Origin of the sequence: Microvirga pakistanensis (genome assembly GCF_004458765.1) — a bacterium.
Taxonomy (GTDB): domain Bacteria; phylum Pseudomonadota; class Alphaproteobacteria; order Rhizobiales; family Beijerinckiaceae; genus Microvirga; species Microvirga pakistanensis.
In genome coordinates this window covers 1-22,009 of the sequence record NZ_SPJX01000469.1, presented here as the reverse complement: position 1 = coordinate 22,009, position 22,009 = coordinate 1, and the positions used below count along the sequence as shown (strand labels likewise).

The 22,009-nt window shown below is 65.5% G+C and carries 21 protein-coding genes; 13 read left to right on the top strand and 8 right to left on the bottom strand.

Features of this window, described 5'->3' with window-relative positions:
• Positions 1-2: 2 nt before the first annotated feature.
• Positions 3-2,249, bottom strand: a complete 2,247-nt coding sequence (parC, locus tag E4K09_RS20415) for a DNA topoisomerase IV subunit A (protein ID WP_134499543.1) — start codon at positions 2,247-2,249, stop codon at positions 3-5.
• 67 nt (positions 2,250-2,316) lie between these two features.
• Positions 2,317-3,048 carry a DNA repair protein RecO gene (gene recO, locus E4K09_RS20410; RefSeq protein ID WP_134499818.1) on the bottom strand — a complete coding sequence of 244 codons (732 nt, stop codon included), beginning with the start codon at positions 3,046-3,048 and terminating at the stop codon, positions 2,317-2,319.
• Positions 3,049-3,245: 197 nt separating this feature from the next.
• Here recO and E4K09_RS30400 point away from each other — a divergent pair, with 197 nt between their 5' ends.
• Both E4K09_RS30400 and E4K09_RS20400 read left to right on the top strand, forming a co-directional pair.
• On the top strand, positions 3,246-5,156 hold the full coding sequence (locus tag E4K09_RS30400) for an OmpA family protein (RefSeq protein ID WP_244610611.1): 1,911 nt from the start codon (positions 3,246-3,248) through the stop codon (positions 5,154-5,156).
• 257 nt (positions 5,157-5,413) lie between these two features.
• Entirely contained in the window at positions 5,414-7,045 is a 1,632-nt protein-coding gene (locus E4K09_RS20400) for a methyl-accepting chemotaxis protein (protein ID WP_166802423.1), read from the top strand.
• Between the two features lie 14 nt (positions 7,046-7,059).
• On the opposite strand, the gene era is transcribed toward E4K09_RS20400, so the two are convergent.
• The 5 genes from era to E4K09_RS20375 form a co-directional block, all read right to left on the bottom strand.
• Positions 7,060-7,974 (bottom strand): GTPase Era, encoded by a 915-nt coding sequence (gene era, locus E4K09_RS20395; RefSeq protein WP_134499541.1) that lies wholly within the window; start codon positions 7,972-7,974, stop codon positions 7,060-7,062.
• Complete coding sequence (gene rnc / locus E4K09_RS20390; RefSeq protein WP_134499540.1) at positions 7,961-8,671, bottom strand: ribonuclease III; 711 nt, start codon at positions 8,669-8,671, stop codon at positions 7,961-7,963. Before rnc ends, era begins: the two co-directional genes overlap by 14 nt.
• Before the next feature lie 3 nt (positions 8,672-8,674).
• Positions 8,675-9,430: a signal peptidase I gene (lepB, locus tag E4K09_RS20385; protein ID WP_134499539.1), complete on the bottom strand. Its 756-nt coding sequence runs from the start codon at positions 9,428-9,430 to the stop codon at positions 8,675-8,677.
• A gap of 193 nt (positions 9,431-9,623) precedes the next feature.
• Positions 9,624-10,055 carry a holo-ACP synthase gene (acpS, locus tag E4K09_RS20380; RefSeq protein ID WP_134499538.1) on the bottom strand — a complete coding sequence of 144 codons (432 nt, stop codon included), beginning with the start codon at positions 10,053-10,055 and terminating at the stop codon, positions 9,624-9,626.
• Complete coding sequence (locus E4K09_RS20375; RefSeq protein ID WP_134499537.1) at positions 10,052-10,810, bottom strand: pyridoxine 5'-phosphate synthase; 759 nt, start codon at positions 10,808-10,810, stop codon at positions 10,052-10,054. The genes acpS and E4K09_RS20375 overlap by 4 nt, the downstream gene beginning before the upstream one ends.
• Before the next feature lie 135 nt (positions 10,811-10,945).
• On the opposite strand from E4K09_RS20375, the gene E4K09_RS20370 reads away from it, so the two are divergent.
• The 11 genes from E4K09_RS20370 (at position 10,946) to E4K09_RS20320 (ending at position 21,370) form a co-directional block, all read left to right on the top strand.
• Entirely contained in the window at positions 10,946-11,194 is a 249-nt protein-coding gene (locus E4K09_RS20370; protein ID WP_134499536.1) for a hypothetical protein, read from the top strand.
• A gap of 248 nt (positions 11,195-11,442) precedes the next feature.
• Positions 11,443-11,841 (top strand): 30S ribosomal protein S6, encoded by a 399-nt coding sequence (gene rpsF, locus E4K09_RS20365; RefSeq protein ID WP_134499535.1) that lies wholly within the window; start codon positions 11,443-11,445, stop codon positions 11,839-11,841.
• A 2-nt stretch (positions 11,842-11,843) separates the two neighbouring features.
• A complete protein-coding gene (gene rpsR, locus E4K09_RS20360) occupies positions 11,844-12,098 on the top strand; it encodes a 30S ribosomal protein S18 (RefSeq protein ID WP_134499534.1) in 255 nt (84 codons plus the stop codon).
• A 128-nt stretch (positions 12,099-12,226) separates the two neighbouring features.
• Entirely contained in the window at positions 12,227-13,189 is a 963-nt protein-coding gene (locus E4K09_RS20355) for a DUF2232 domain-containing protein (protein ID WP_134499533.1), read from the top strand.
• A 25-nt stretch (positions 13,190-13,214) separates the two neighbouring features.
• Positions 13,215-13,778, top strand: coding sequence for a 50S ribosomal protein L9 (gene rplI, locus E4K09_RS20350; protein ID WP_134499532.1), 564 nt, complete (start codon positions 13,215-13,217; stop codon positions 13,776-13,778).
• Positions 13,779-14,045: 267 nt separating this feature from the next.
• Complete coding sequence (locus tag E4K09_RS20345) at positions 14,046-15,539, top strand: replicative DNA helicase (RefSeq protein WP_134499531.1); 1,494 nt, start codon at positions 14,046-14,048, stop codon at positions 15,537-15,539.
• Positions 15,536-16,699 carry an alanine racemase gene (gene alr, locus E4K09_RS20340; RefSeq protein WP_244610610.1) on the top strand — a complete coding sequence of 388 codons (1,164 nt, stop codon included), beginning with the start codon at positions 15,536-15,538 and terminating at the stop codon, positions 16,697-16,699. Before E4K09_RS20345 ends, alr begins: the two co-directional genes overlap by 4 nt.
• Positions 16,699-18,099 carry a DNA repair protein RadA gene (gene radA / locus E4K09_RS20335; RefSeq protein ID WP_134499530.1) on the top strand — a complete coding sequence of 467 codons (1,401 nt, stop codon included), beginning with the start codon at positions 16,699-16,701 and terminating at the stop codon, positions 18,097-18,099. The genes alr and radA overlap by 1 nt, the downstream gene beginning before the upstream one ends.
• Positions 18,100-18,393: 294 nt before the next feature.
• On the top strand, positions 18,394-19,011 hold the full coding sequence (locus E4K09_RS20330) for a CvpA family protein (RefSeq protein ID WP_134499529.1): 618 nt from the start codon (positions 18,394-18,396) through the stop codon (positions 19,009-19,011).
• Positions 19,012-19,122: 111 nt separating this feature from the next.
• Positions 19,123-20,610, top strand: coding sequence for an amidophosphoribosyltransferase (gene purF / locus E4K09_RS20325; protein ID WP_134499528.1), 1,488 nt, complete (start codon positions 19,123-19,125; stop codon positions 20,608-20,610).
• 16 nt (positions 20,611-20,626) lie between these two features.
• On the top strand, positions 20,627-21,370 hold the full coding sequence (locus E4K09_RS20320; RefSeq protein ID WP_134499527.1) for an SDR family NAD(P)-dependent oxidoreductase: 744 nt from the start codon (positions 20,627-20,629) through the stop codon (positions 21,368-21,370).
• A 113-nt stretch (positions 21,371-21,483) separates the two neighbouring features.
• Here the strand turns inward: E4K09_RS20320 and E4K09_RS20315 are convergent, their stop codons facing one another.
• Entirely contained in the window at positions 21,484-21,756 is a 273-nt protein-coding gene (locus E4K09_RS20315) for a hypothetical protein (protein WP_134499526.1), read from the bottom strand.
• Positions 21,757-22,009: the final 253 nt, after the last annotated feature.

Here is a 22,009-nt window from a genome sequence, read left to right as displayed (position 1 = left end):
CGTCACTCCCCGAATTTGTTCGACTTCGGGAAGCCCTTCGGCGGCAGTCGGCCGGCTTCGGTGCGGTCGCCCATCCAGTCCCGCAGATCTTCCTTCGCGACCGTCCAGGTGCGGCCGGACGTGTCCTTCCAGGTGAGGCCGTCCTTCAGGGTGAAGACCTTGGCGTCGGAGACGCCTCCGTCCTTGTAGCGTTGGAGGCGCACGCCCTTGCCCCGGGTCATCTCGGGCACCTGCTTGACCGGGAAGACCAGGAGCTTGCGGTTCTCGCCGATGATCGCGACGTGGTCCCCTTCGGCCTCGGTGCAGACCACCATGGCGGCGGGCGCATCGAGGTTGAGGATCTGCTTGCCCTTGCGGGTGTTCGCCGTGACGTCGTCGGCCGGCACGATAAAGCCGCGTCCGTCCGATCCGACCACGAGCAGCTTCGAGCCTGCCTTGTACGGGAAGGCGGCGATGAAGTCCGCGCCCTCTTCCAAGTCGACCATGAGGCGGATCGGATCGCCGAAGCCGCGCCCGCCGGGCAGCTTCGAAGCGTCGAGCGTGAAGAAGCGCCCGTTGTTCGCCACCACGATGATCTTGGACGTGGTCTCGGCGAAGAAGGCGGTCTTGAGCTTGTCGTCGCCCCTGAACTGCAGCGAGGAGAGATCCTCCTGGTGCCCCTTCATGGCGCGGACCCAGCCCTTTTCGGAGACGATGACCGTGATCGGCTCGCGCTCGACCATCGCCTCCGCGAAGTCGATGTCGGAGGTGTCCGGCGCCTGATCGAAGGTGGTGCGGCGGCGGCCCAATTCGGTGTCGGGACCGAAGGTCTTGCGGACCTCCTTGATCTCGGCCGCAACGGTCTTCCACTGCACCTTCTCGGAGCCGAGCAGCTCCTCGATCTGGGCTTTTTCGTCCTGCAGGTTCTTCTGCTCGCGCTTGAGCTCCATCTCCTCGAGCTTGCGAAGGGAGCGCAGGCGGGTGTCCAGGATGGCGTTCGCCTGAACCTCGGTGAGCTTGAAGACGCGCATCAGCTCCGCCTTCGGCTCATCCTCCTCGCGGATGATTTTGATCACCCGGTCGAGGTCGAGATACACGATGAGAAGGCCGCCGAGGATCTCCAGTCGCCTGTCGATGGCGGACAGGCGGAAGGTCGAGCGGCGGATCAGCACCTCGCGGCGATGGTCTAGCCATTCCCGCAGGCACTCGCCCAGGCTCAGCACCTTCGGCACCTTGCCGCCGGCCAGAACGTTCACGTTCATGGGAATGCGGCTCTCGAGCTCGGTGAGCTTGAACAGCGACTCCATGAGAATGATTGGATCGACCGTCTTCGCGCGCGGCTCCAGCACCACGCGGATGTCCTCGGCCGATTCGTCGCGAACATCGGCCAGGAGCGGCAGCTTCTTGTCCTGCAGCAGCTCGGCAATTTTCTCGATCAGGCGCGACTTCGGCACCGCATAGGGAATCTCGGTGACGACGATCTGCCAGTTGCCGCGCCCGAGATCCTCCTTGCGCCACCGGGCCCGCACGCGGAACGAGCCGCGGCCGGTGCTGTAGGTCTCGGCCATGGATGCCGGCGTGTCGACGATGATGCCGCCGGTCGGAAGGTCCGGCCCCTGTACGAACTGCATCAGCTGCTCGGTCGAGGCGTTCGGCTTCGCGATGAGATGCAGCGCCGCATCGCACAGTTCCGCAGCGTTGTGCGGCGGAATGGAGGTGGCCATGCCGACCGCGATGCCCTGGGAGCCGTTGGCGAGCAGGTTCGGGAAGGCGGCGGGCAGCACCACCGGCTCCTCGTTGGCCTGGTCGTATGTCTCCCGGAAGTCGACGGCATCCTCGTCGATTCCATCCAGCAGAAGGCGCGCGACCTCCGTCAGCTTGGCCTCGGTGTAGCGCATGGCCGCGGCGCCGTCGCCGTCGATATTGCCGAAATTGCCCTGCCCGTCGGCCAGCGGGTAGCGCTGGGCGAAATCCTGCGCCATGCGGACGAGTGCGTCATAGATCGACTGGTCGCCGTGCGGGTGGTACTGACCCATCACGTCGCCGACGATGCGGGCGCACTTCTTCGGCGCGGATTTGGGGTCGAGCTTCAGAAGCCGCATGGCGTGCAGGATGCGGCGGTGGACGGGCTTCAACCCGTCCCGCGCGTCCGGCAGCGCCCGGTGCATGATGGTGGAGAGCGCATAGGCCAGATAGCGCTCTTCCAAGGCGTCCTTGAGATTGATGTTCTCGATCTCGCCGCCAGAGGGTGGATTGACCGGCTTACCCATTACTTGAATTCCTCAACTGCGAATCGCTTCTCTATCACCCAAAAAGAGAACATAACAGAAACAAACCTCACCCGTCCCCAGCTGTCGCAAGTGCGACGAAACGCGCACGCTCCTCCGGAGCTCGCTGGCCCTGCGGCGCGAATACGTTCTGATGCAGGAAGAAGTCCGTCAGTGCAAATCCGGCCCTGATTTCGCTCTCGTTGGGCCGGTTCGCCCTGGTCTGGCCGATCAGAAAGCCTGGAAGCGTCAGGAGCCTGTCCTTGTAGGGCTCCCCTGCCGCCGCGCTGACGGCACGCCCGCTCCTGGGGGAGACATAGACGAGATCCCGCTCGCTGCCGGTGGCTGCGCAGGAGGTTAGGTCCAGCCCGAATCCGAGCTCCGCCAGCATCGCGAGCTCAAATCGTACGAAGAGCGCGGGCGCGAGGTCCGGATCGTCCAGGTGATCCACCAGCACGGTCAGGGTTTCGTAAAGGGCAAAGTGTGGGTCCCGCTCGGGAACGTAGCGCAGGAGGTGCGCCAGGGTGGCAAGGCCGTAGAGCGCCATGGATGAATCCATGAGGCGCGAAGCGCGCAGCTTGAGGCCTTCCACCTGAAAGGTTCCCAGGTGCTCGTCGAGACGCGCCCGCCAGGTCGCCTGAACCGTATTCCCAGGCTGGAGGACAGGTTGCAGGCTCTTCGAGCGGCCGCCGTGGACGAGGCCCGAATGGCGGCCGTGATCGCGCGTCATCAGCTCGAGGATGACGCCCGTCTCGCCATGTTTGCGGACGCCGAGAACGACGCCTTCATCGGTCCATTGCATCGGTTGCGGGTGCTTTCCCTGAGCCCAGCCGGCTGAAGCTCCGATATAGGCATCGGGAGAGCTTTTCGCCATGTTTTCCAAGAGCATCGGAGAAAAACGTTAAGATAGCTTTCAAGACTCTAAAGAGCCCGACCGGGAACAAAACGGACAGCTTGGCATTCTCGAACATCGGTTTCTCCAGATGTGAATTGAAGATCATGAAGTTTGCGAACCTGCTCCTTGCGAGCACTGCCATTCCGCTGATGATGCTGTCGGCGAACGCCTCGGCCCTCCAGCCACAGACCTCTGCCGCCATCACCGTGGCCCAGGCGGATACCGGGGACCAGCCCCCAAGGGTCCGGCCGCGACCCGGAGGCCAGGACGAGGACGGCGCTCCAGGTCAACAGCGCCGGCAGGGACGCCCCGGAGCAGAAGACGGAGGCCCGCAGCGTCCCCAGCGCGGTGGCGGCGCCGGCGCGGACAGCCCGGATCAGCCCCGTAGGCCGAGTGCCGCCAGCCCCGACAGCGATGCTCCGACGGCTCCGCGCCCGCGCCAGGAGCAGCGGACGCAGGAGCCGAGAACTCAGGAGCCACGTCAGCCGGCCGAGCGTGCCGCACCGACCCGGCCGAGCCAGGCTCCCGCGGAGCGGGCGCGTCCCCAGGACGAGACCCCCGCTCGCCCCGCCCGTCCCACGACCCAGGAGCGTGACCAGCAGCGTGACCGGCAGCAGGGAGGTGACCAGCAGCGTGACCGGCAGCAGGGAGGTGACCAGCAGCGTGACCGGCAGCAGGGGGACCGTCCGCGTCAGCAAGCCCCGGACACACCTGCACGCCCGTCTGGGGAGGCCCCCGCCCGTTCGGCCCCGGATTCTCCGACGCGGCCATCCACCGAGACTCCCACTCGTCCCTCACCGGACACCCCGGCACGTCCGTCCACCGCTCCAGCTCCAGGACAGCCCCGATCGACCCCATCCGTGCCAAGTCCCGCCGACAGGCAGCAGGAACGCGATCAGAGACGGGGTCAGGACCGCGACCGGACACAGACCGATCCCTCCGCCCGGGACCCGCGCACTGCGCCTACCGCCCCGGCCACGCGGACCGCTCCGGACGCTCCAGCGCAGACCGCGCCCGCACCTCGCGCACAACCGACCGCACCCGCTGCGCCGCAGCAGGCCGCTCCTCGCGATGCCCGGCCGCTCGATGCGTCGCGTGTGCGGATCGAGGACCTGCGCAGCCAGCGGCGCGAGCGCCGGGAGGGCGACCGGGTCATCATCGAGGAGCCCGGCAACCGCACGATCATCCGCGAAGGCAACACCGTGATCATCCGTCACGACGAGTCGGAGCGCTTCCGCCGCATCTACGGCTCCGACGAGGTGCGCGTCGAGCGCAGGGCCGGGAATGAGGAAGTGACGATCGTTCGCCGGCCCGACGGCTCGGAAATCGTGTCTGTCCGCGACGAATACGGCAACCTGATCCGTCGCGTCCGCCGCGAGCCCGCAGGTCGCGAGGTCGTCCTCATCGAAAACCGCCGCAGCGGCATCGGATCCCGCCCCGGCTACGGCTACGTGGAGGAGGAAGTCCTGCGGCTGCCGCCACCGGTGGTCCGCATCCCGCGGGAACAGTACATCGTCGAGACGGAGCGCGCCTCGGAAGCCGATATCGTCGAAGCCTTCACGGCTCCTCCCGTAGAACGCGTGGAGCGCTCCTACACCCTCGACGAAATTCGTCGCAGCCAGCCGCTACGTGAGCGCATGCGCCGGGTGGATCTGGACACCATCAACTTCGAGTTCGGCTCTTGGGAACTGCCGCCGGATCAGATCGATGCCCTTCGGGTTATCGCGGAGGGTCTGCGGCAGGCGATCTCCAGGAGCCCGAACGAGATCTTCCTGGTGGAGGGCCATACCGATGCGGTCGGTGCGGACGAGGACAACCTGACCCTCTCCGACCGTCGCGCGGAAACTGTGGCGACAATCCTGACGCAGCAGTTCCAGATCCCCGCCGAGAACCTGACCACGCAGGGCTACGGTGAGCAATATCTGAAGGTGAACTCGCAGGGTCCTGAGGCGGAGAACCGCCGCGTCACCCTGCGCCGCATCACCCCATTGCTGCAGGGACAGAACCAGCAGTAACGCTGCTCCTCAGCTGAACCAGAACAAAAAGCCCGGCAATAAACATTCATTGCCGGGCTTTTTGTTCGTCGCACCAGCTTCGCGCAGGCTCGGCACTCCAAAATGAGAGGCAGGACTCACCATACAAGAGCGGAACAATGCTCGGCCTCCTGCGACGCCACATACCCCAGGATACAGATTCGGACGCCTCACTCCCGGTACCGGCAGCGGTCCTGTCTCCACCAGCGGCGCATGACAGGCGCCGGGACTTGGAGATCGTGAACGCTCTCGAGACAGACGTCCTCAAGGCAATTCAGGGTGTCACGCAAGCCATTGCCGTCGCAGCCGCCGATGTGGCCGCGGTAGAGAAGGATCTAGCCGACATCCGGAGCCACGCAGAAGAGCTTGCCGCCTCCGGTCGCTCGGCCTCCGGCGAGACGTCGTCCTTGGCCTCCTCGACCCGCGAACTGGCGGCGACCGCATCGGAGATCGGCCGCGCCATGGACCAGGCGAGCGCGCAGATCGACGGCGCCACTCAGGCCGCCCAGAAGGCCAGCAGCCTGATCGTCCAGCTCTCGGCGGCAACTGCCGAAATCGTCAGCATCGTCGACACGATTTCCGCCGTCGCGAGACAGACCAACCTTCTCGCCCTGAACGCCACGATCGAGGCGGCTCGGGCCGGCGACGCCGGACGCGGCTTCGCGGTCGTCGCCAGCGAGGTGAAAACCCTCTCCACGGAAACCGCCAAGGCGGCCGACAGCATCCGCCAGCGCATCGACCGCCTGCGGGAAACCGCGGAGGCTTCCACGGGTGCCGTCGGCACGGTCGTCGAAATGGTTCAGGACGTCCGCCCCGTCTTCGACACGGTTCGGAATGCGGTCGCAGAACAGAATACCGCCATCGCGGAAGTTTCCCGCCTCGCGGGCGTCACGTCGAGCAGCGTGAGCGAGGTCGGTGACCGCGCCGGCAACGTGGACACCATCTCTCTCCACGCGAGCCAGCGGGCGAGCCAGGCCGATCAGGCGACGAGGCAGGCCGACGGTCTGGCCAGGGCCCTCGGTCAGCGTTTCGTCGCCGTCATCCGGCAGAGCGAGCTTGGTGACAGGCGGCAATCCGACCGGCTTCCCGTGGATCGCCCCGCCACAATCCGGATCGGCGCCAACAGCACGACGGCACGGCTCATCGATATCAGCTCCGGGGGCGTGCTCATGACGGCGCCCGACACCCTCAAAATCGTGCCCGGCCAGCGCGCCGACATCGAGGCGCCTGAAATCGGGAGCATCGGCATTCGGATTCTCGCCGCCAGCGCCATGGGCCTCCATTGCGCCTTCGATCAGCCCGATGCCGACGCGCGCGCCCGCATTCAGAACTTCCTCGCCCGGGTTGAGGCCAGCTACAAGCCTCGCATCCTGCTGGCCCAGGAGACCGCCCGCGAGGTCGAGACCCTCATCGAGCGTGCGGTCGCGGATGGAAGCCTCTCTCCCGAAGCTGTCTTCGATACGGATTACCGGCTCCTTCAAGGCACCAATCCCGCACAGTACAGCACCGCCTATCTTTCCCAATTCGAGAAGATCCTGCCGCCGGTCCTCGAGAGGACCCTGGAGTCCGATCCGGCGATGGCCTTTTGTCTTGCGATCGATCGCAACGGCTTCATCCCGGTTCACAACCGGATCTATTCGCAGCCTCAGCGTGCGAATGATCCAATCTGGAACGCCGCGAATTGCCGGAACAAACGGATTTTCGACGATCGCGCGGGCATCACGGCGGCGCGCTCCACGCGGCCCTTCATCGTGCAGGCCTATGCCCGCGACATGGGCGGCGGGAAGATCGTGATGATGCAGGAGGTCGACGCCCCAATCCGCATTCTCGGGCGTCACTGGGGAGGACTGAGGACGGCCTATCGAGCCTGAGAAGCTCCCGCTTCTCAGCCCTTCGGGAATTCCAACCCCATCTCACGGTAGCGCTCGGGATCGTCGCTCCAGTTCTCACGCACCTTCACGAAGATGAAGAGGTGTACAGGCGCTTCCGCGATCTCGGCGATTTCCTTGCGGGCGGCCTGTCCGATGGCCTTGATGGTCTGGCCGCCTTTGCCGAGCACGATCTTGCGCTGGCTGTCGCGCTCCACGAACACCGTCTGCTCGATGCGCACCGACCCGTCGGGGCGCTGCTGCCATTGGTCGGTCTCGACGGTGGACTGATAGGGCAGTTCCTCGTGCAGGCGCTCGTAGATTTTCTCACGGGTGATCTCGGCTGCGAGCATGCGCAGCGGAGCGTCGGAAATCTGATCTTCGGGATAGAGCCAGGGGCCCGCAGGCATCATGGCAGCGAGCTGGCTCTTCAGGGTGTTGATGCCGTCGCCGTTGAGGGCCGAGATCATGAAGGTATGGGCGAAGGACACCTTCTCGTTGAGCTTCGCGGCCAGTTCCAGAAGCCTCGAGCGCTCGATCAGGTCGATCTTGTTGAGGATCAGCACCTTCGGCTGCTTCAGCTCCGGCAGCCTCTCGAGGATCGCTCCCGCTTCCTCGTCGACGCCCCGGCGCACGTCGAGCAGCAGGGCGATCACGTCAGCATCTCCCGCCCCGCCCCAGGCCGAGGTGACCATGGCGCGGTCCAGACGGCGCTTGGGCTTGAAGATGCCGGGCGTGTCCACGAACACGATCTGGGTGTCGCCCTCCAGGGCGATGCCGCGCACCAGGGCGCGCGTCGTCTGCACCTTGCGCGAGACGATGGACACCTTGGAACCCACGAGCGCATTGAGCAGGGTCGACTTGCCCGCGTTGGGTGCGCCGATGAGTGCGACGAAACCCGCCTTGGTGTTGGTCGGCTCAGGATGTTCCATGGTCTTCCTCCGTCCATACGCCCTCTCTCAGGAGAAGGCGCCGCGCCGCCGCCTGTTCCGCGATGCGCTTCGATGTGCCGTGTCCGAACTCAGTTTCCGTGCCGGTCACCTTCACCATGACGCGGAACTTGGGCGCGTGGTCGGGTCCGGTCTGCTCGGCGATGGTGTAGGTCGGCGGCGGCAGACCGCGCCCCTGCGCCCATTCCTGCAGTGCGCTCTTGGGATCGCGCAGCGGACGGCGCGGCGCGTCGAGCAGGGATTTGAAGGAGCGCTCCACGAGGCCCTTGGCGGCCTCATAGCCACCGTCGAGGAACACGGCACCGATGATCGCCTCGCACACGTCCGCCAGGATGGTCGGATTGCGGCGCTCGCCCGAATGCGCCTCGCCGGCGCCGAGCTTGAGGTAGGGGCCGATATCCCAGGCGATCGCGATCTCGGCGCAGCTCTCGCGGCGAACCAATTCGGCCAAGCGCCGTGACAGCTCGCCTTCCGGCGCATTGGGGAACGTCTTGTAGAGGGTCTCGGCGACGGCGAGGCCGAGCACCCGGTCTCCCAGGAACTCGAGCCGCTGATAGCTCTGCCCGTTGGCCTTGGGAGCACTCACATGGGTGAGCGCCTCCTCGAGAAGTTCAGGCTTCCGAAACTGGTATCCGAGCTTCTTCAGCAACTCGTCGTAATTGGTCTTGCGGCGGGCCACGGCTTACCGGATCCGCTCGAACAGGCGATTCCAGCGAATGCGCTGCGGCCACTCCCAGAAGCGCCACAGGGACGCTCCCTCGTCGATGGAGAAGAAGATGATCTCCGCGCGGCCCACGAGATTCTCGGCCGGCACCTGCCCCACATTGGCCTCGTCACGGGAATCGGTCGAGTTGTCCCGGTTGTCGCCCATCATGAAGTAATGGCCGGGCTTGACCGTATAGACTTCGGTGTTGTCCCAGTAGGCCCGGTCGCCCTTCAGCTCGATCACGAAATGGCTGCTCCCGTCAGGAAAGGTTTCCTTGTAGCGGGGAACGGCCGTGGACCGGCCGTACTCGTCAAGCGTCTGGTAGTCTTCCACGCGCTCGCGCTGAACCGGCTGGCCGTTGATGTGCAGCACGCCGCTGATCACCTGGATCCGGTCGCCGGGCAGGCCGACGACGCGCTTGATGTAGTCGGTGGAGTTGTCCTTCGGCAGCTTGAACACCGCGATGTCGCCGCGCTTCGGCTCCGAGCCGAAGATGCGCCCGGAGAACAGGGGCGGGCTGAAGGGCATGGAGTGCTTGGAATAGCCGTAAGCATATTTCGACACGAACAGATAATCCCCGATCAACAGGGTCGGGATGAGAGAGCCCGAGGGGATGTTGAAGGGCTGGAACAGAACGGTGCGGACCACCACGGCGATCAGAAGGGCCTGGATGATGACCTTGATCGTTTCCCAGAGGCCTTCCTCTTCCTTTTTCTTCACGGTGCTACCCATGCTTTGCTTGGCGTTGTCGCTCACTTGAACCGACCCATGCTTGAGAAACGTGGCGGCTTGAAGCCGCCCTTTGGATGTCGCGAGGTCGAGACCGGTTTGCACTTCGGTCTGGAAGTGCAAACCGGTCTCGATGGATTTAAGCCGCAGCGCTTCCACCAGGACGTGGCTGCCAGCTCGCGGCCCATGCTCTAACCTATGGCGAGGGCTGCCGCAACGCGCCCGTCTCGGCGACGGGGCGGGCCTCGATGACCACAAAAGCCTGAGCGAGGGGCGGATCGTCCGTCAGGGAGACGTGAATGACCGGCTCGTATCCTTCCGGCGTCATCGCCTTGAGCCGCTGCAGGGCTCCGCCCGTGAGCCGCAGGGTGGGACGGCCGCCGGGCATGTTCACCACCTCCATGTCCCGCCAGAACACGCCATGGCTGAGGCCGGTTCCCAGCGCCTTGGCACAGGCCTCCTTCGCGGCGAAGCGCCTGGCATAGGACGGGGCTCGGGCAGCGCGGCGGTCGCTGCGGGCGCGCTCGCCCTGCGTGTAGATACGGTGGGTGAAGCGGTCCCCGAAGCGTTCGATGGAACGTTCGATCCGGCGAATGTCGCAAAGGTCGGATCCGATCCCGAGAATCATGCGGCCACCTGCGCCCTGCCCTCGTCCATGGCGGCCCGCATGGCGCGAACCGCCTCGTCGAGGCCCATGAAGATCGCCTCTCCGATGAGGGAGTGGCCGATATTCAGCTCCACGATCTGCGGGATGGCCGCGACCGGACGGACCGAATCGAGCGCCAGACCATGACCGGCATGAATCTCGAGGCCGATGCCGCTGCCGTGAGCGGCGGCCCGACGCAGGCGCTCCAGCTCATGGGAAATCCGGGCCTCGTCACCCTCGGTCACGGCTTCGCAATAGGTGCCGGTATGGAGTTCCACGACGGGTGCGCCCAGCTCGCAGGCGGCATCCATCACGGCGATCTCCGGCTCGACGAAGAGCGACACGCGAATTCCCTGGGACTTCAACTGCTGGATCATCGGACGCAGATGGGAAGCGCCGCTGATGATGTCGAGTCCCCCTTCGGTCGTGCGCTCCTCCCGCTTCTCCGGCACGAGGCAGCAGGCATGGGGGTGGATGCGCGTGGCGACGTCGATCATTTCGGGGGTCGCCGCCATTTCGAAATTGAGCGGCGCGAAGAGCTGGCGCTTCAGCCGCTCCATGTCCTGATCCCGGATATGGCGCCTGTCCTCGCGCAGGTGGGCCGTGATGCCGTCGGCTCCGGCCAGCACGGCCATATGGGCTGCCCGGATCGGGTCCGGATGGACACCGCCGCGGGCGTTCCGGAGGGTTGCGACGTGATCGATATTGACGCCGAGGCGGAGAGGAGGAGTTTTCATGAGGGTGTTTTAGCGCAGGGAGGCGCTTGTGTCCTAGCTTCTCGTGAATCCGCTCGGGGACTCCAGCCTTACTCGCGTGCTGCAACAGCCAGGTCGCGTAGATGATATGGTATATATTTTCCGGAAACCGACCCAATGCTGCGTATCTTCACCTTGTTCGTCCTGGGTATTGCGACTGCAGCGTGGTTTTGGGCGGTTGTCGTTGCCGGTCCTGTCATGCAACGCAGCGTAATGGGTATCGGCTTCGCTACGATTGCTATAACGACTGCTGTCGTCCTGGCTTTTGCCCTGCCTGCTTTCATCCTCGCTCTGAGAAGAAAGTTTCTGTGGCTGGCACTGCTTCTTGCGATGCTGTCGCTCTTTCGGGTGGCTTTCGTCGCCTGATCCCTTGCCTTCCCGGTCCAAATCAACTATAGCCGCCGCTTCGCGTTCGCTCCGGCCGGGGGCTGAACGGACGGTGCGGCTCGCCGCATAGGGGTTTCGGCCCCGTCGTCCCGTGTCTCCGCCTTCGACAACCGCTCGGGCCTTGCAGGCTCGAAGGGCTTGGCGCCGATCGGACGCGCGAAACCGGCCTGAACACTTCATCCAGAGTCGTGCTTAGGCCTGATCCTCAAACCTGAGAAAGGCCCACTATGCCTCTCTACGAGCATATCTTCCTGGCCCGCCAGGACGTGACGCCCCAGCAGGTCGAAGCAATGGTCGACCAGTACAAGGGCGTTATCGAGCAGAACGGCGGCAACGTCGAGAAGACCGAGATGTGGGGCGTGAAGTCCCTCGCCTACCGCATCAAGAAGAACCGCAAGGCGCACTTCACGATGTTCAACCTCAACGCTCCCGCCCCCGCGGTTGCCGAGATGGAACGTCAGATGCGTATCAACGAAGACATCCTTCGCTTTATGACCGTCAAGGTCGACGAGCTCGAGACCGAGCCGTCCGTAATGATGCAGAAGCGCGACCGTGACGAGCGCAAGGACCGCGAGCGCCGCGAGCGCGACAGCGGCTTTGACGGCGGCGAAGGCGAGGAGGCTTAATCATGGCATTTGGTGCTGGTGGTGGCGGCGGTGGCCGTCGTCCGTTCTTCCGCCGTCGCAAGACCTGCCCGTTCTCGGGCCCGAACGCGCCGAAGATCGACTACAAGGACACGAAGCTCCTGTCCCGCTACATCTCGGAGCGCGGCAAGATCGTTCCTTCGCGCATCACGGCCGTGTCGGCCAAGAAGCAGCGTGAGCTCGCCCAGGCGATCAAGCGCGCCCGCTTCCTTGGCCTGCTGCCCTACGTGATCCGTTAATCAAGCCTTCGGCGGGCCGCTCTCCTGCGGCCCGCCGTTTCGTCTTTCGCCCGGCGGTGAAAACCCGTCGGGTCAGTTGGGGCAAGGTGCCCCTAACCCTGCCAACGAGCAGCGGGACAGCGAGAACCATGAACTTTATCGTAACAGGCATCGGCGCGGGCCTCGTATCGGCCCTTCTGACAGTCGTGGTGGTCAAGGAGACCATGCTGGCTGTCCTGCTTGCCATGCTTGCTCCGCTGCCCATCCTGATCGTCGCGCTCGGCTGGAACCATCGCTCGGGCCTCGTCGCCACGCTCGCGGGCGGCTTGGCGATTGCCGCCTTCACCACCTCCTTCGTCAGCGCCATCGGCTTCGTGGCCATCACCGGCCTGCCGGCTTGGTGGCTCGCCTATCTGGCTCTGCTCGGACGCCAGGGCGCCGACGGCACGATGGAGTGGTATCCCACCGGACGGCTCCTCGCATGGGTCGCCGCCACGGCCGCAATCACCATCGTGGCCACGGGCGTGATCTCCTCGGGCGGCGATTACAGCGTCTTCCAGGGCAAGTCGCGCCAGATCTCCGAGGCCTTCGTGGCCCTCGCGTTCGATGCTCCCGAGCAAGGCTCCGAGGAAGCCCGGGAAGCCTTGACGAATACGCTCGCGACGATGACACCGGCTCTGTCCGCCTTCGGTTTCACCTTCTTCCTGGGCCTCTATCTCTGGCTGGCGGGGAAAATCGTCTCGGCGTCCGGGCGCCTCCCGCGTCCCTGGTCGCCCGTTCCCGAGCTGGCGATGCCGCGCATCGTCCTCTGGGCTCCGGCCCTGGCCTTCGTCCTGATCCAGTTCGAGGGCTTCGTCGGCGCGCTCGGCTATGCCCTTTTCGGCGCGCTGCTGATGGCGTTCACCCTGCAGGGCCTCGCCGTCATCCATGAACGCACGCAGGGCAAGCCAGGGCGCGGGCTCATCCTGGCGGTGCTTTATGCACTGCTGTTCCTGACCCAGGGCATCATGGTCACCGCCCTGTCCCTCTTCGGTCTCGCCGATACGATCTTCGGCCTTCGCCGTCGCTTCGGCGGCAGCAGGCCGAAACCACCACCGACCCCTTCAATCTGATCACGAACATCAAAGGAGAAAACCAATGGAAGTGATCCTTCTCGAGCGCGTCGCTAAGCTCGGCCAGATGGGCGAAACCGTGAAGGTTCGCTCGGGCTATGCCCGCAACTTCCTCCTGCCGCGCGGCAAGGCCCTGCGCGCCACGGAGTCCAACAAGAAGCACTTCGAGCAGCAGCGTGCCCAGCTCGAGGCCCGCAACCTCGAGCGCCGCAAGGAAGCCGAGGCCGTCGCCGAGAAGCTGAACGGCCAGAGCTTCGTCATTCTCCGCCAGTCCGGCGAGACCGGCGTGCTCTACGGTTCCGTCTCGACCCGCGACCTCGCCGAGGTGATGACCCAGGGCGGCTTCACGGTCGATCGCAACCAGATCGTGCTCAACACCCCGATCAAGACCCTCGGCATGCACACCGTGCCGGTTGCCCTCCACCCGGAGGTCGAGGTGTCGGTGACGATCAACGTGGCGCGCAGCCCTGAGGAAGCCGAGCGTCAGGCTCGTGGCGAGGCGGTCACCGCCCGCGAAGAGACCAACCTCGACGACCTCGGCCTTGAGGTCGGCGCCGCCCTTGCCGACGCCGGCGACGTGGAGCTCTAAGACAGGCGTGAACCTGAGCCTTGCTCCGGTTCATGTTTTGTTCCAAAATAGGCGCTCTCCATCGATTCGATGGGGAGCGCTTTTTCGTAGGGTTCCTCGGCCTCCGGAGAGTCAAGCCGGAAGACTCGCGAGAGCTCGGTGCATGTGAGTATTGAGGACAGTGAGGACAGGTGCTCCCAAGCCCCGGCTTTGTGTCTGAACAGCAACCTTTCGGACACCAATTCGGGTCTATGACCATCAATCCTTCCCTCGTTTTCGGAGCGCCAGATGGCCAGCGCCAATGCCCTGATCGCCCGCTTGGAAACCGCCGAGCCGCAGTTTCGCACGCCTCCCAGCAACATCGAGGCCGAACAGGCCCTGCTGGGCGCGATCCTGGTCAACAACGACGCCTATTACCGCGTCTCCGATTTCCTTGAGGCCGAGCATTTCATCGAGGATCTGCACCGGCGCATCTACGAGGTCGCGACCGGCCTCATCAAGGCCGGCAAGGTCGCGACACCGATCACGATGAAGACCTTCCTGGGCGACCAGGACTTGGGGGGCGTCACCGTCTCGCAATACCTTGCCCGCCTCGCGGCCGAGGCGACCACCGTCATCAACGCCGAGGATTACGGCCGCACCATCTACGATCTCGCGATCCGCCGCAGCCTCATCAAAATCGGCGAGGACCTCGTCAACACCGCCTTCGACGCGCCCGTCGACAGCTCGCCCCGCGACCAGATCGAAGAGGCCGAGCGGCGGCTTTACTCCATTGCCGAGACGGGCCGCACCGACGGTGGTTTCCAGCGCTTCTCCGACGCGCTCACCTCGGCCATCGACATGGCGGCTGCCGCCTATAAGCGCGAAGGCGCCTTGTCCGGCGTCTCGACGGGACTGATCGATCTCGACAAGTCACTCGGCGGCCTTCAGCCCTCCGACCTGATCATCCTCGCGGGCCGACCCGCGATGGGTAAGACCTCGCTGGTCACGAACATTGCCTTCAACATCGCCAAGGCCTACAAGGCCGAGAAGCAGCAGGACGGCAACCTTAAGACCGTCAACGGCGGCATCGTCGGCTTCTTCTCGCTCGAAATGTCGGCGGAGCAGCTCGCCACCCGTATCATCGCGGAGCAGTCCGGCGTTCCGTCTTATAAGATCCGCCGCGGCGATATGCGCGAGGACGATTTCTACAAGATCACCGAAGCCGCCCGTGAAATGCAGTCGATCCCTTTCTATATCGACCAGACCGGCGGCATCTCGATCGCGCAGCTCACCGCCCGTGCACGCCGTCTCAAGCGGCAGCGCGGCCTTGATGTGCTCATCGTCGACTACCTGCAGCTGCTCTCCGGCTCGTCGAAGAAGGGCGAAAACCGCGTGCAGGAGCTGACCGAGATCACAACGGGCCTCAAGGCGCTGGCCAAGGAGTTGAACGTTCCGCTGATCGCCCTATCCCAGCTCTCCCGTCAGGTGGAAGCACGTGACGACAAGCGGCCGCAGCTCGCGGACCTGCGTGAATCCGGCTCGATCGAGCAGGACGCCGACGTGGTCATGTTCGTTTACCGCGAGGAGTACTATCTGAAGAACAAGGAGCCTAAACCCGGCACCGAAGAATACTTCAAGTGGCAGGCGGAGATGGATCAGGTCCACGGCAAGGCCGAGGTGATCATCGGCAAGCAGCGTCACGGACCGACCGGGACCGTGCAGCTCGCCTTCCAGGCCGACATCACCCGCTTCACCAACCTCGCAGACGAAGACAAACTTCCCGAACGGATCGGCGATTGACCACGACCGAACAGACAAGCACCGCCACTCCCATTTCCCAGGAATCGGCCGGCGGCCTCCTCCACATCGACCTTGCCGCGCTCGCATCGAACTGGCGCACGCTGCGCAATGCCGCCGGCGGCGCGGAAACCGCCGCCGTGGTCAAGGCCGACGCCTATGGCACCGGGATCGAGCAGGCCGTGCCTGCCCTGGCGCAGGCCGGGTGCCGCACGTTCTTCGTGGCGCATCTAAGCGAGGCCGTCCGGGTGCGTGCCGTCGCGCCAGGCGCCACGATTTACGTGCTCAACGGCCTGTTCCCTGGAACCTCTCCCGCCTACCTCCGGCACGGGCTGCGGCCCGTCCTCGGGTCCTTCGAGGAGATCGAGGAATGGGCGGCATTCTGCCGGGCCGAAGGCTGGCGGCATGCCGCCGCCATCCATGTCGATACCGGCATGAACCGCCTTGGTCTGACGGTCTCCCAGGGCCTGACGCTCAGGGATCGCGCGGAGCTGAAAGATTTCGAGACTGCGCTTCTCATGAGCCACTTCGTGAGCGCGGAGGAGACCGGCAATCCGATCAATCTCCGTCAGATCGAGGCGTTCAAGGCGGTTCGCGAAACGCTGCCCGGGATTCCCGCCTCGCTGGCCAATTCATCCGGCATTTTCCTCGAGGAGAAGCCGCATTTCGATCTCGTGCGGCCGGGCTATGCTCTCTATGGCGGCAACCCGGTGCCGGACCGGGAAAACCCCATGCGTCCTGTCGTCGGGCTTGAGGCGCGCATCGTGCAGCTTCGCTGGGTCGAGGAGGACGAAACCGTGGGCTACAATGCGCGCTGGCTCGCCCTCGGTCGGCGCCGCATCGCCACGCTTTCCATCGGCTATGCGGACGGTTACCCACGCTCCGCGAGTGCGCGCGGCAAGAGCGGTGAGGAGCTTCTGGCGGGCCAGGTGCTCGTCGCCGGACGTCCTTGCCCCTTCGCCGGCAACGTCTCCATGGACCTGATCACGGTGGACCTCACCGATATTCCTGAGAACGACGTCAAGCGCGGCGATACCGTGACCATGATCGGCGGTTCACTCACCATCGACGAAGTGGGCCGCCGCGCCGGAACCATCGGCTACGAAATCCTGACCAATCTCGGCCGCCGCTATGCCCGCACCTATCATGGAAGGCAGGGTTGATGGCCAAGCGTCATCCCTCCTTCGTCTGCCAGGAATGCGGAGCCGTCTATAACCGCTGGAAGGGCAAGTGCGAGGCCTGCGGCGGCTGGAACACCATCGTCGAGGAAGCGGGCTCCGCAAGTCCCATGGCGGGCCCGGTCGCCACGCGCCCGTCGCGCGCGAAGGGGCGCATCTTCCCGCTCGAGGGTCTCTCCGGCGAGACCAAGGAAGCCCCGCGCACGCCATCCGGCATCGCGGAGCTCGACCGGGTGACCGGCGGCGGCTTCGTGCACGGATCCATCATCCTGCTCGGCGGCGACCCTGGTATCGGCAAGTCGACGCTGCTGATGCAGGCCTCCGCCGCTCTCGCCAATCGCGGCGAGCGGGTGGCCTATATCTCGGGCGAGGAGGCGGTGGCGCAGGTGCGCCTGCGGGCGGAGCGTCTGGGCCTGGGCCAGGCGCCGGTGGAACTCGCCTCCGAGACCAATGTGGAGGACATCATCGCGACCCTGAGCCAGGGCCGGCCGCCCGCGCTCGCGATCATCGATTCCATCCAGACCATGTGGACCGAGACCGTGGAATCGGCGCCCGGAACGGTCACGCAGGTGCGCGGCTCGGCCCAGTCGCTCATCCGGTTCGCGAAGACGACGGGCACCGCCGTCATTCTCGTCGGCCACGTCACGAAGGACGGACAGATCGCCGGTCCCCGGGTGGTCGAGCACATGGTCGACGCGGTGGTGTCGTTCGAGGGCGATACAGGCCATCATTTCCGCATCCTGCGCGCGATGAAGAACCGCTTCGGCCCGACCGACGAGATCGGCGTCTTCGAGATGTCCGATCAGGGGCTGCGCGAGGTCCCCAACCCTTCCGAGCTTTTCCTCGCCGGGCGCGACCTGGCCGCTCCCGGCACGGCGGTCTTCGCCGGGATGGAAGGCACGCGCCCGCTGCTCGTGGAGATCCAGGCGCTCGTCGCCCCCTCGTCCCTCGGCACGCCGCGCCGCGCCGTCGTCGGCTGGGACCAGAGCCGCCTGTCCATGGTGCTCGCGGTGCTGGAGGCCCATGGCGGCCTGAAGCTCGGGATGCATGACGTCTATCTCAACGTCGCAGGGGGGCTGCGGATCACCGAGCCCGCCGCAGATCTCGCGGCGGCAGCAGCCCTCGTATCCTCCCTGTCCGGCAACCCGCTGCCGCCCGACACGGTCTATTTCGGGGAGCTGGGTCTGTCCGGCGCGATCCGCCCGGTGGCGCAGGAGCAAGCCCGCCTCAAGGAAGCCGCCAAGCTCGGCTTCTCGAGTGCCGTCTCCCCCGCCCCGCGCATCGACAAAAACAAGCCGGAAAAGCTCCCGCTCGTCACTTCGTCGATCAGCCATATCACTGATCTTGTTGCCGGAATCGCGGCCCGGCGGCGCAGGGCTTCGTAGAAGGTTTCCTGCTCCGAGCTTGGTTCATAGACCATCCGGTCTAATTGACCCTCTCCTGCCATCCTGTAGGTCTTGTATCTGAGCTTTTCCGGCGCTTCTGCCGTCCGCAAGAGTTCACAGGTCCTCCTCTCTCCCTTGGCCTCGGCGGCTTCGCCGGGGTCTCTTTTTGTTTCTCCTCCCCGTCTCGGCTCCTCGACCCACCACAGGGGTGACGAAAGCGTCACTTGGAGCTATACAGCCTGGCCTCATCCCGCGAATGCGGCCCTTGTCCCTGTTTCTGCGTAGGCTCGGCTCATGCCCTTTTCTGTCCTGGACCTCGTTGTCATCGGAATCGTCCTGATCTCGGCCCTGCTGGCTGCCGTGCGCGGCTTCACCCGCGAGGTTCTGGCCATCGTCGCCTGGGTCGTGGCCGCCGCCGCGGCCTGGTACCTGCATCCAACCGCGCTGCCCATCGCGCAGCAGTACATCAGCAGCAACACCGTCGCGCTCGTGGCGGCCATCGGGGGAATCTTCGTGGTGACCCTGATCATCGTATCCATCATCACCGTCCAGATTTCCGACCTGATCCTCGATTCCCGCATCGGGGCTCTCGACCGGACCCTGGGCCTCTTCTTCGGCGCAGCCCGCGGATTCCTGATCTGCGTGATCGGCTGGGCTTTCCTGGGCTGGCTGCTTCAGGGCAAGGAGCCCGAATGGGCGACGTCCTCCAAGACCCGCGCGGCCATGGAGAACACCCGCGACAGCATCATCGCCATGCTGCCGGAAAACGCGGAAGCCCTGATCCAGAAGCTCAGGAAACCCAACGGCCAGGAGGGCGAGCCGGCCGAGCCGGCCGAGCCGGACCCGCAGCGCGCTCCCGCACCGGCAGCGCCCGCCGCCCCTGCCCCGCAGGCGCCTCAGCGCCGAGGCTGATCCTCTTCTGTTCACTGTTTGAAGAGCGACAGGAAAACCCATTGGCGTTTGGCCCCAGGATGGTTACATAAGGCCCGCGCCGGTGGGGGCGCGGGTCCCAAGGAAATCATGATGTCTTCCAGGTCTGAGACGTGGCAGGTCACCCCTAAGAAGGTGGACCTCGACCTCGACGGCGATACCCTGCGTGAAGAATGCGGTGTGTTCGGCATCTACGGTCATCCGGATGCGGCGGCGATCACCGCCCTTGGGCTTCACGCCCTTCAGCACCGCGGGCAGGAGGCGGCCGGCATCGTCTCCTTCGACGGCGGCGTGTTCCATTCCGAGCGCAAGCTGGGCCTTGTCGGTGACAGCTTCTCCGACCGGGCGACCATCGAGCGGCTGGAAGGCGTCTCCGCCATCGGCCATGTGCGCTACTCGACTACCGGCGAGACCGTGCTGCGCAACGTTCAGCCCCTCTTCGCCGAACTGGACGGCGGCGGCTTCGCCGTGGCTCACAACGGCAATCTCACCAACGGCCTCACCCTTCGCCGCAACCTGATCCGCGACGGCGCAATCTGCCAGTCCACCACGGATACCGAGGTGATCGTTCACCTCGTCGCCCGCAGCCGCAAGGACCGGGTGGTCGACCGATTCGTTGAGGCGATCCAGAAGATCGAGGGGGCTTACGCCCTCGTGGCTCTCACGAACAAGAAGCTGATCGGCGCCCGCGACCCGATGGGCATCCGCCCGCTGGTGCTGGGTGAACTCGACGGCCGCTACATCCTGACCTCCGAGACCTGTGCGCTCGACATCATCGGAGCCCGCTTCGTCCGCGACGTCGAGAACGGCGAATGCGTGGTGATCTCCGACGAGGGCGTGGAATCCTTCCGCTTCGCCGACAAGGTGCCGGCCCGCCCCTGCATCTTCGAATACATCTATTTCGCCCGCCCCGATTCCATCGTGAACGGCCGCAGCGTCTACGAGGTGCGCAAGGGCATGGGCCGCGAACTCGCGAACGAGTCCCCGGCCAACGCGGACGTGGTCATCCCGGTGCCGGATTCCGGCGTTCCGGCGGCGCTGGGCTTCGCCCAGAGCTGCGGCCTGCCCTACGAGCTCGGCATCATTCGCAACCATTACGTGGGCCGCACCTTCATCCAGCCCACGCAGTCGGTGCGCGAGCTCGGCGTGCGCATGAAGCACTCGGCGAACCGCGCGGCCATCGAGGGCAAGCGCATCGTTCTCGTCGACGACAGCCTCGTGCGGGGCACGACCTCGGTGAAGATCGTACGCATGATGCGCGAGGCCGGCGCGAAGGAAGTGCACTTCCGGATCGCCAGCCCTCCGATCACCCACCCCGACTTCTACGGCATCGACACCCCGGAGAAGGAGAAGCTGCTCGCCGCCACGCACAACCTGGAGCAGATGCGGGACTATATCGGCGCGGACACGCTCGCGTTCCTGTCGATCGACGGCATCTACCGGGCCATGGGCGAAAAGAGCCGCAACGCTGGCCAGCCGCAATTCACCGACCATTGCTTCACCGGCGACTACCCGACGGCGCTGACGGACCTTACCGTCGCCACGCCGCGCCGCCTCGCCCTGCTGGCGGAAGCCGACTGAGGATCATTTCGAACCCATGGACAAGCCCCTTCTCAACCGCGTCGCGGTCGTCACCGGCGCATCGCGCGGCATCGGGCGCGCGGCCGCCCTGGCCCTGGCCGAAGCCGGCGCGCACATCATCGCGCTGGCCCGCACGCAGGGCGCGCTGGAGAGCCTCGACGACGAGATCCGCGCCAAAGGCTCCTCGGCCACCCTCGTGCCCGTGAACCTGAAGGATCTCGACGCCATCGACCGGCTCGGCGCCGCGATTCACGAGCGCTGGGGCAAGCTCGACATCCTCCTCGGCAATGCGGGGCAGCTCGGCGAACTCGCGCCGATCACCCATATCGACCAGCCGGTCTGGGACGAGGTGATGACCGTGAACGTCACGGCCAACTACCGGCTGATCCGCTCCTTCGATCCGCTGCTGCGGGCCTCCGATGCGGGGCGGGCCATCTTCCTGACATCGGGCGCGGCCCACAAGTGCAATGCCTATTGGGGCACCTACGCGATCTCCAAGGCCGCCCTGGAAGCCCTCGTGCGGACCTATGCGGCCGAGACCGTCACGACCCCGATCCGGGTGATGCTCGTGAGCCCCGGCCCCCTGCGGACCTCCATGCGCCGCGCCGCCATGCCCGGCGAGGACCCCTTGACGCTCAAGACGCCCGAGGATCTGGCCCCGCACATCGTGAAGCTCGCGCTGCCCTCGTGGACGGAGACCGGCAAGATCTACGACTTCCCGCAAGGCGGCAAAGTCGTCACGCCGCAGATGCCTGCTTGAAGAGCAGCCTCGGCCGATCCCAATTCGCAGCATCGGCCACCGCTCCGCCCTCGCGCAGTTCCACGACGCGGCCTTCGAGATGACGCCCGCGGCGGCCTGACGGCGCCCGCCTGTCAGGGCCGCGCCCGCGGCCGCTTGAGCGCAGCCTGCAGGCGCATCTCGTCCCAATAGGCCCGGCACTCGTCCATCTCGTATTCGAGCCCTTCGACGAACCAGTGGCGCCGCTCCAGATAGCACGGCGGCCCGTAGCCGCCCTGGCAGCGCCCGTTGCGGCGGCACGCGCGCCTGCGGCAGATCTTGTGGATCCTGAGCAGGTCCGACAGGCGGCGCAGAATGTCGTCGCAATCGGGGATGTCGAGCAGGGGAACGTCGTGGTCCTGGATCATGATGGTTCTCGGGCAATGGTGAAAACAAGGAATGGAATGAAAACGGCAAGCGGGATTGGGCTGCGGGCCATGTGGCGCGCGGCCTGAACCGGAGAGGCGATCGAGGGAGGGCGCGAGGAGCGGACCGGCTCGATGCTGTGGAAAGGGAGAAGCCTGTCGGCTCCCCGCGCACGGTTCTTTTAGGCGGACTGTCGACGCGGGCTCCGGGAGATCATGCCTGTGGCGGCGGCGCCTTGGCTGCGGTGAGGCAGCA

What these genes read in the sequence shown, in the direction of transcription:
- E4K09_RS20370 (WP_134499536.1), top strand. Translation starts at nt 10,946, where the DNA reads ATGCTGCGTATCTTCACCTTGTTCGTCCTGGGTATTGCGACTGCAGCG.
- E4K09_RS20375 (WP_134499537.1), bottom strand. Translation starts at nt 10,810, where the DNA reads ATGAAAACTCCTCCTCTCCGCCTCGGCGTCAATATCGATCACGTCGCA.
- purF (WP_134499528.1), top strand. Translation starts at nt 19,123, where the DNA reads ATGTCTTCCAGGTCTGAGACGTGGCAGGTCACCCCTAAGAAGGTGGAC.
- recO (WP_134499818.1), bottom strand. Translation starts at nt 3,048, where the DNA reads ATGCAATGGACCGATGAAGGCGTCGTTCTCGGCGTCCGCAAACATGGC.
- E4K09_RS20315 (WP_134499526.1), bottom strand. Translation starts at nt 21,756, where the DNA reads ATGATCCAGGACCACGACGTTCCCCTGCTCGACATCCCCGATTGCGAC.
- parC (WP_134499543.1), bottom strand. Translation starts at nt 2,249, where the DNA reads ATGGGTAAGCCGGTCAATCCACCCTCTGGCGGCGAGATCGAGAACATC.
- rpsF (WP_134499535.1), top strand. Translation starts at nt 11,443, where the DNA reads ATGCCTCTCTACGAGCATATCTTCCTGGCCCGCCAGGACGTGACGCCC.
- radA (WP_134499530.1), top strand. Translation starts at nt 16,699, where the DNA reads ATGGCCAAGCGTCATCCCTCCTTCGTCTGCCAGGAATGCGGAGCCGTC.
- acpS (WP_134499538.1), bottom strand. Translation starts at nt 10,055, where the DNA reads ATGATTCTCGGGATCGGATCCGACCTTTGCGACATTCGCCGGATCGAA.
- E4K09_RS20345 (WP_134499531.1), top strand. Translation starts at nt 14,046, where the DNA reads ATGGCCAGCGCCAATGCCCTGATCGCCCGCTTGGAAACCGCCGAGCCG.
- E4K09_RS20320 (WP_134499527.1), top strand. Translation starts at nt 20,627, where the DNA reads ATGGACAAGCCCCTTCTCAACCGCGTCGCGGTCGTCACCGGCGCATCG.
- era (WP_134499541.1), bottom strand. Translation starts at nt 7,974, where the DNA reads ATGGAACATCCTGAGCCGACCAACACCAAGGCGGGTTTCGTCGCACTC.
- E4K09_RS30400 (WP_244610611.1), top strand. Translation starts at nt 3,246, where the DNA reads ATGAAGTTTGCGAACCTGCTCCTTGCGAGCACTGCCATTCCGCTGATG.
- lepB (WP_134499539.1), bottom strand. Translation starts at nt 9,430, where the DNA reads ATGGGTAGCACCGTGAAGAAAAAGGAAGAGGAAGGCCTCTGGGAAACG.
- E4K09_RS20355 (WP_134499533.1), top strand. Translation starts at nt 12,227, where the DNA reads ATGAACTTTATCGTAACAGGCATCGGCGCGGGCCTCGTATCGGCCCTT.
- E4K09_RS20330 (WP_134499529.1), top strand. Translation starts at nt 18,394, where the DNA reads ATGCCCTTTTCTGTCCTGGACCTCGTTGTCATCGGAATCGTCCTGATC.
- rpsR (WP_134499534.1), top strand. Translation starts at nt 11,844, where the DNA reads ATGGCATTTGGTGCTGGTGGTGGCGGCGGTGGCCGTCGTCCGTTCTTC.
- rplI (WP_134499532.1), top strand. Translation starts at nt 13,215, where the DNA reads ATGGAAGTGATCCTTCTCGAGCGCGTCGCTAAGCTCGGCCAGATGGGC.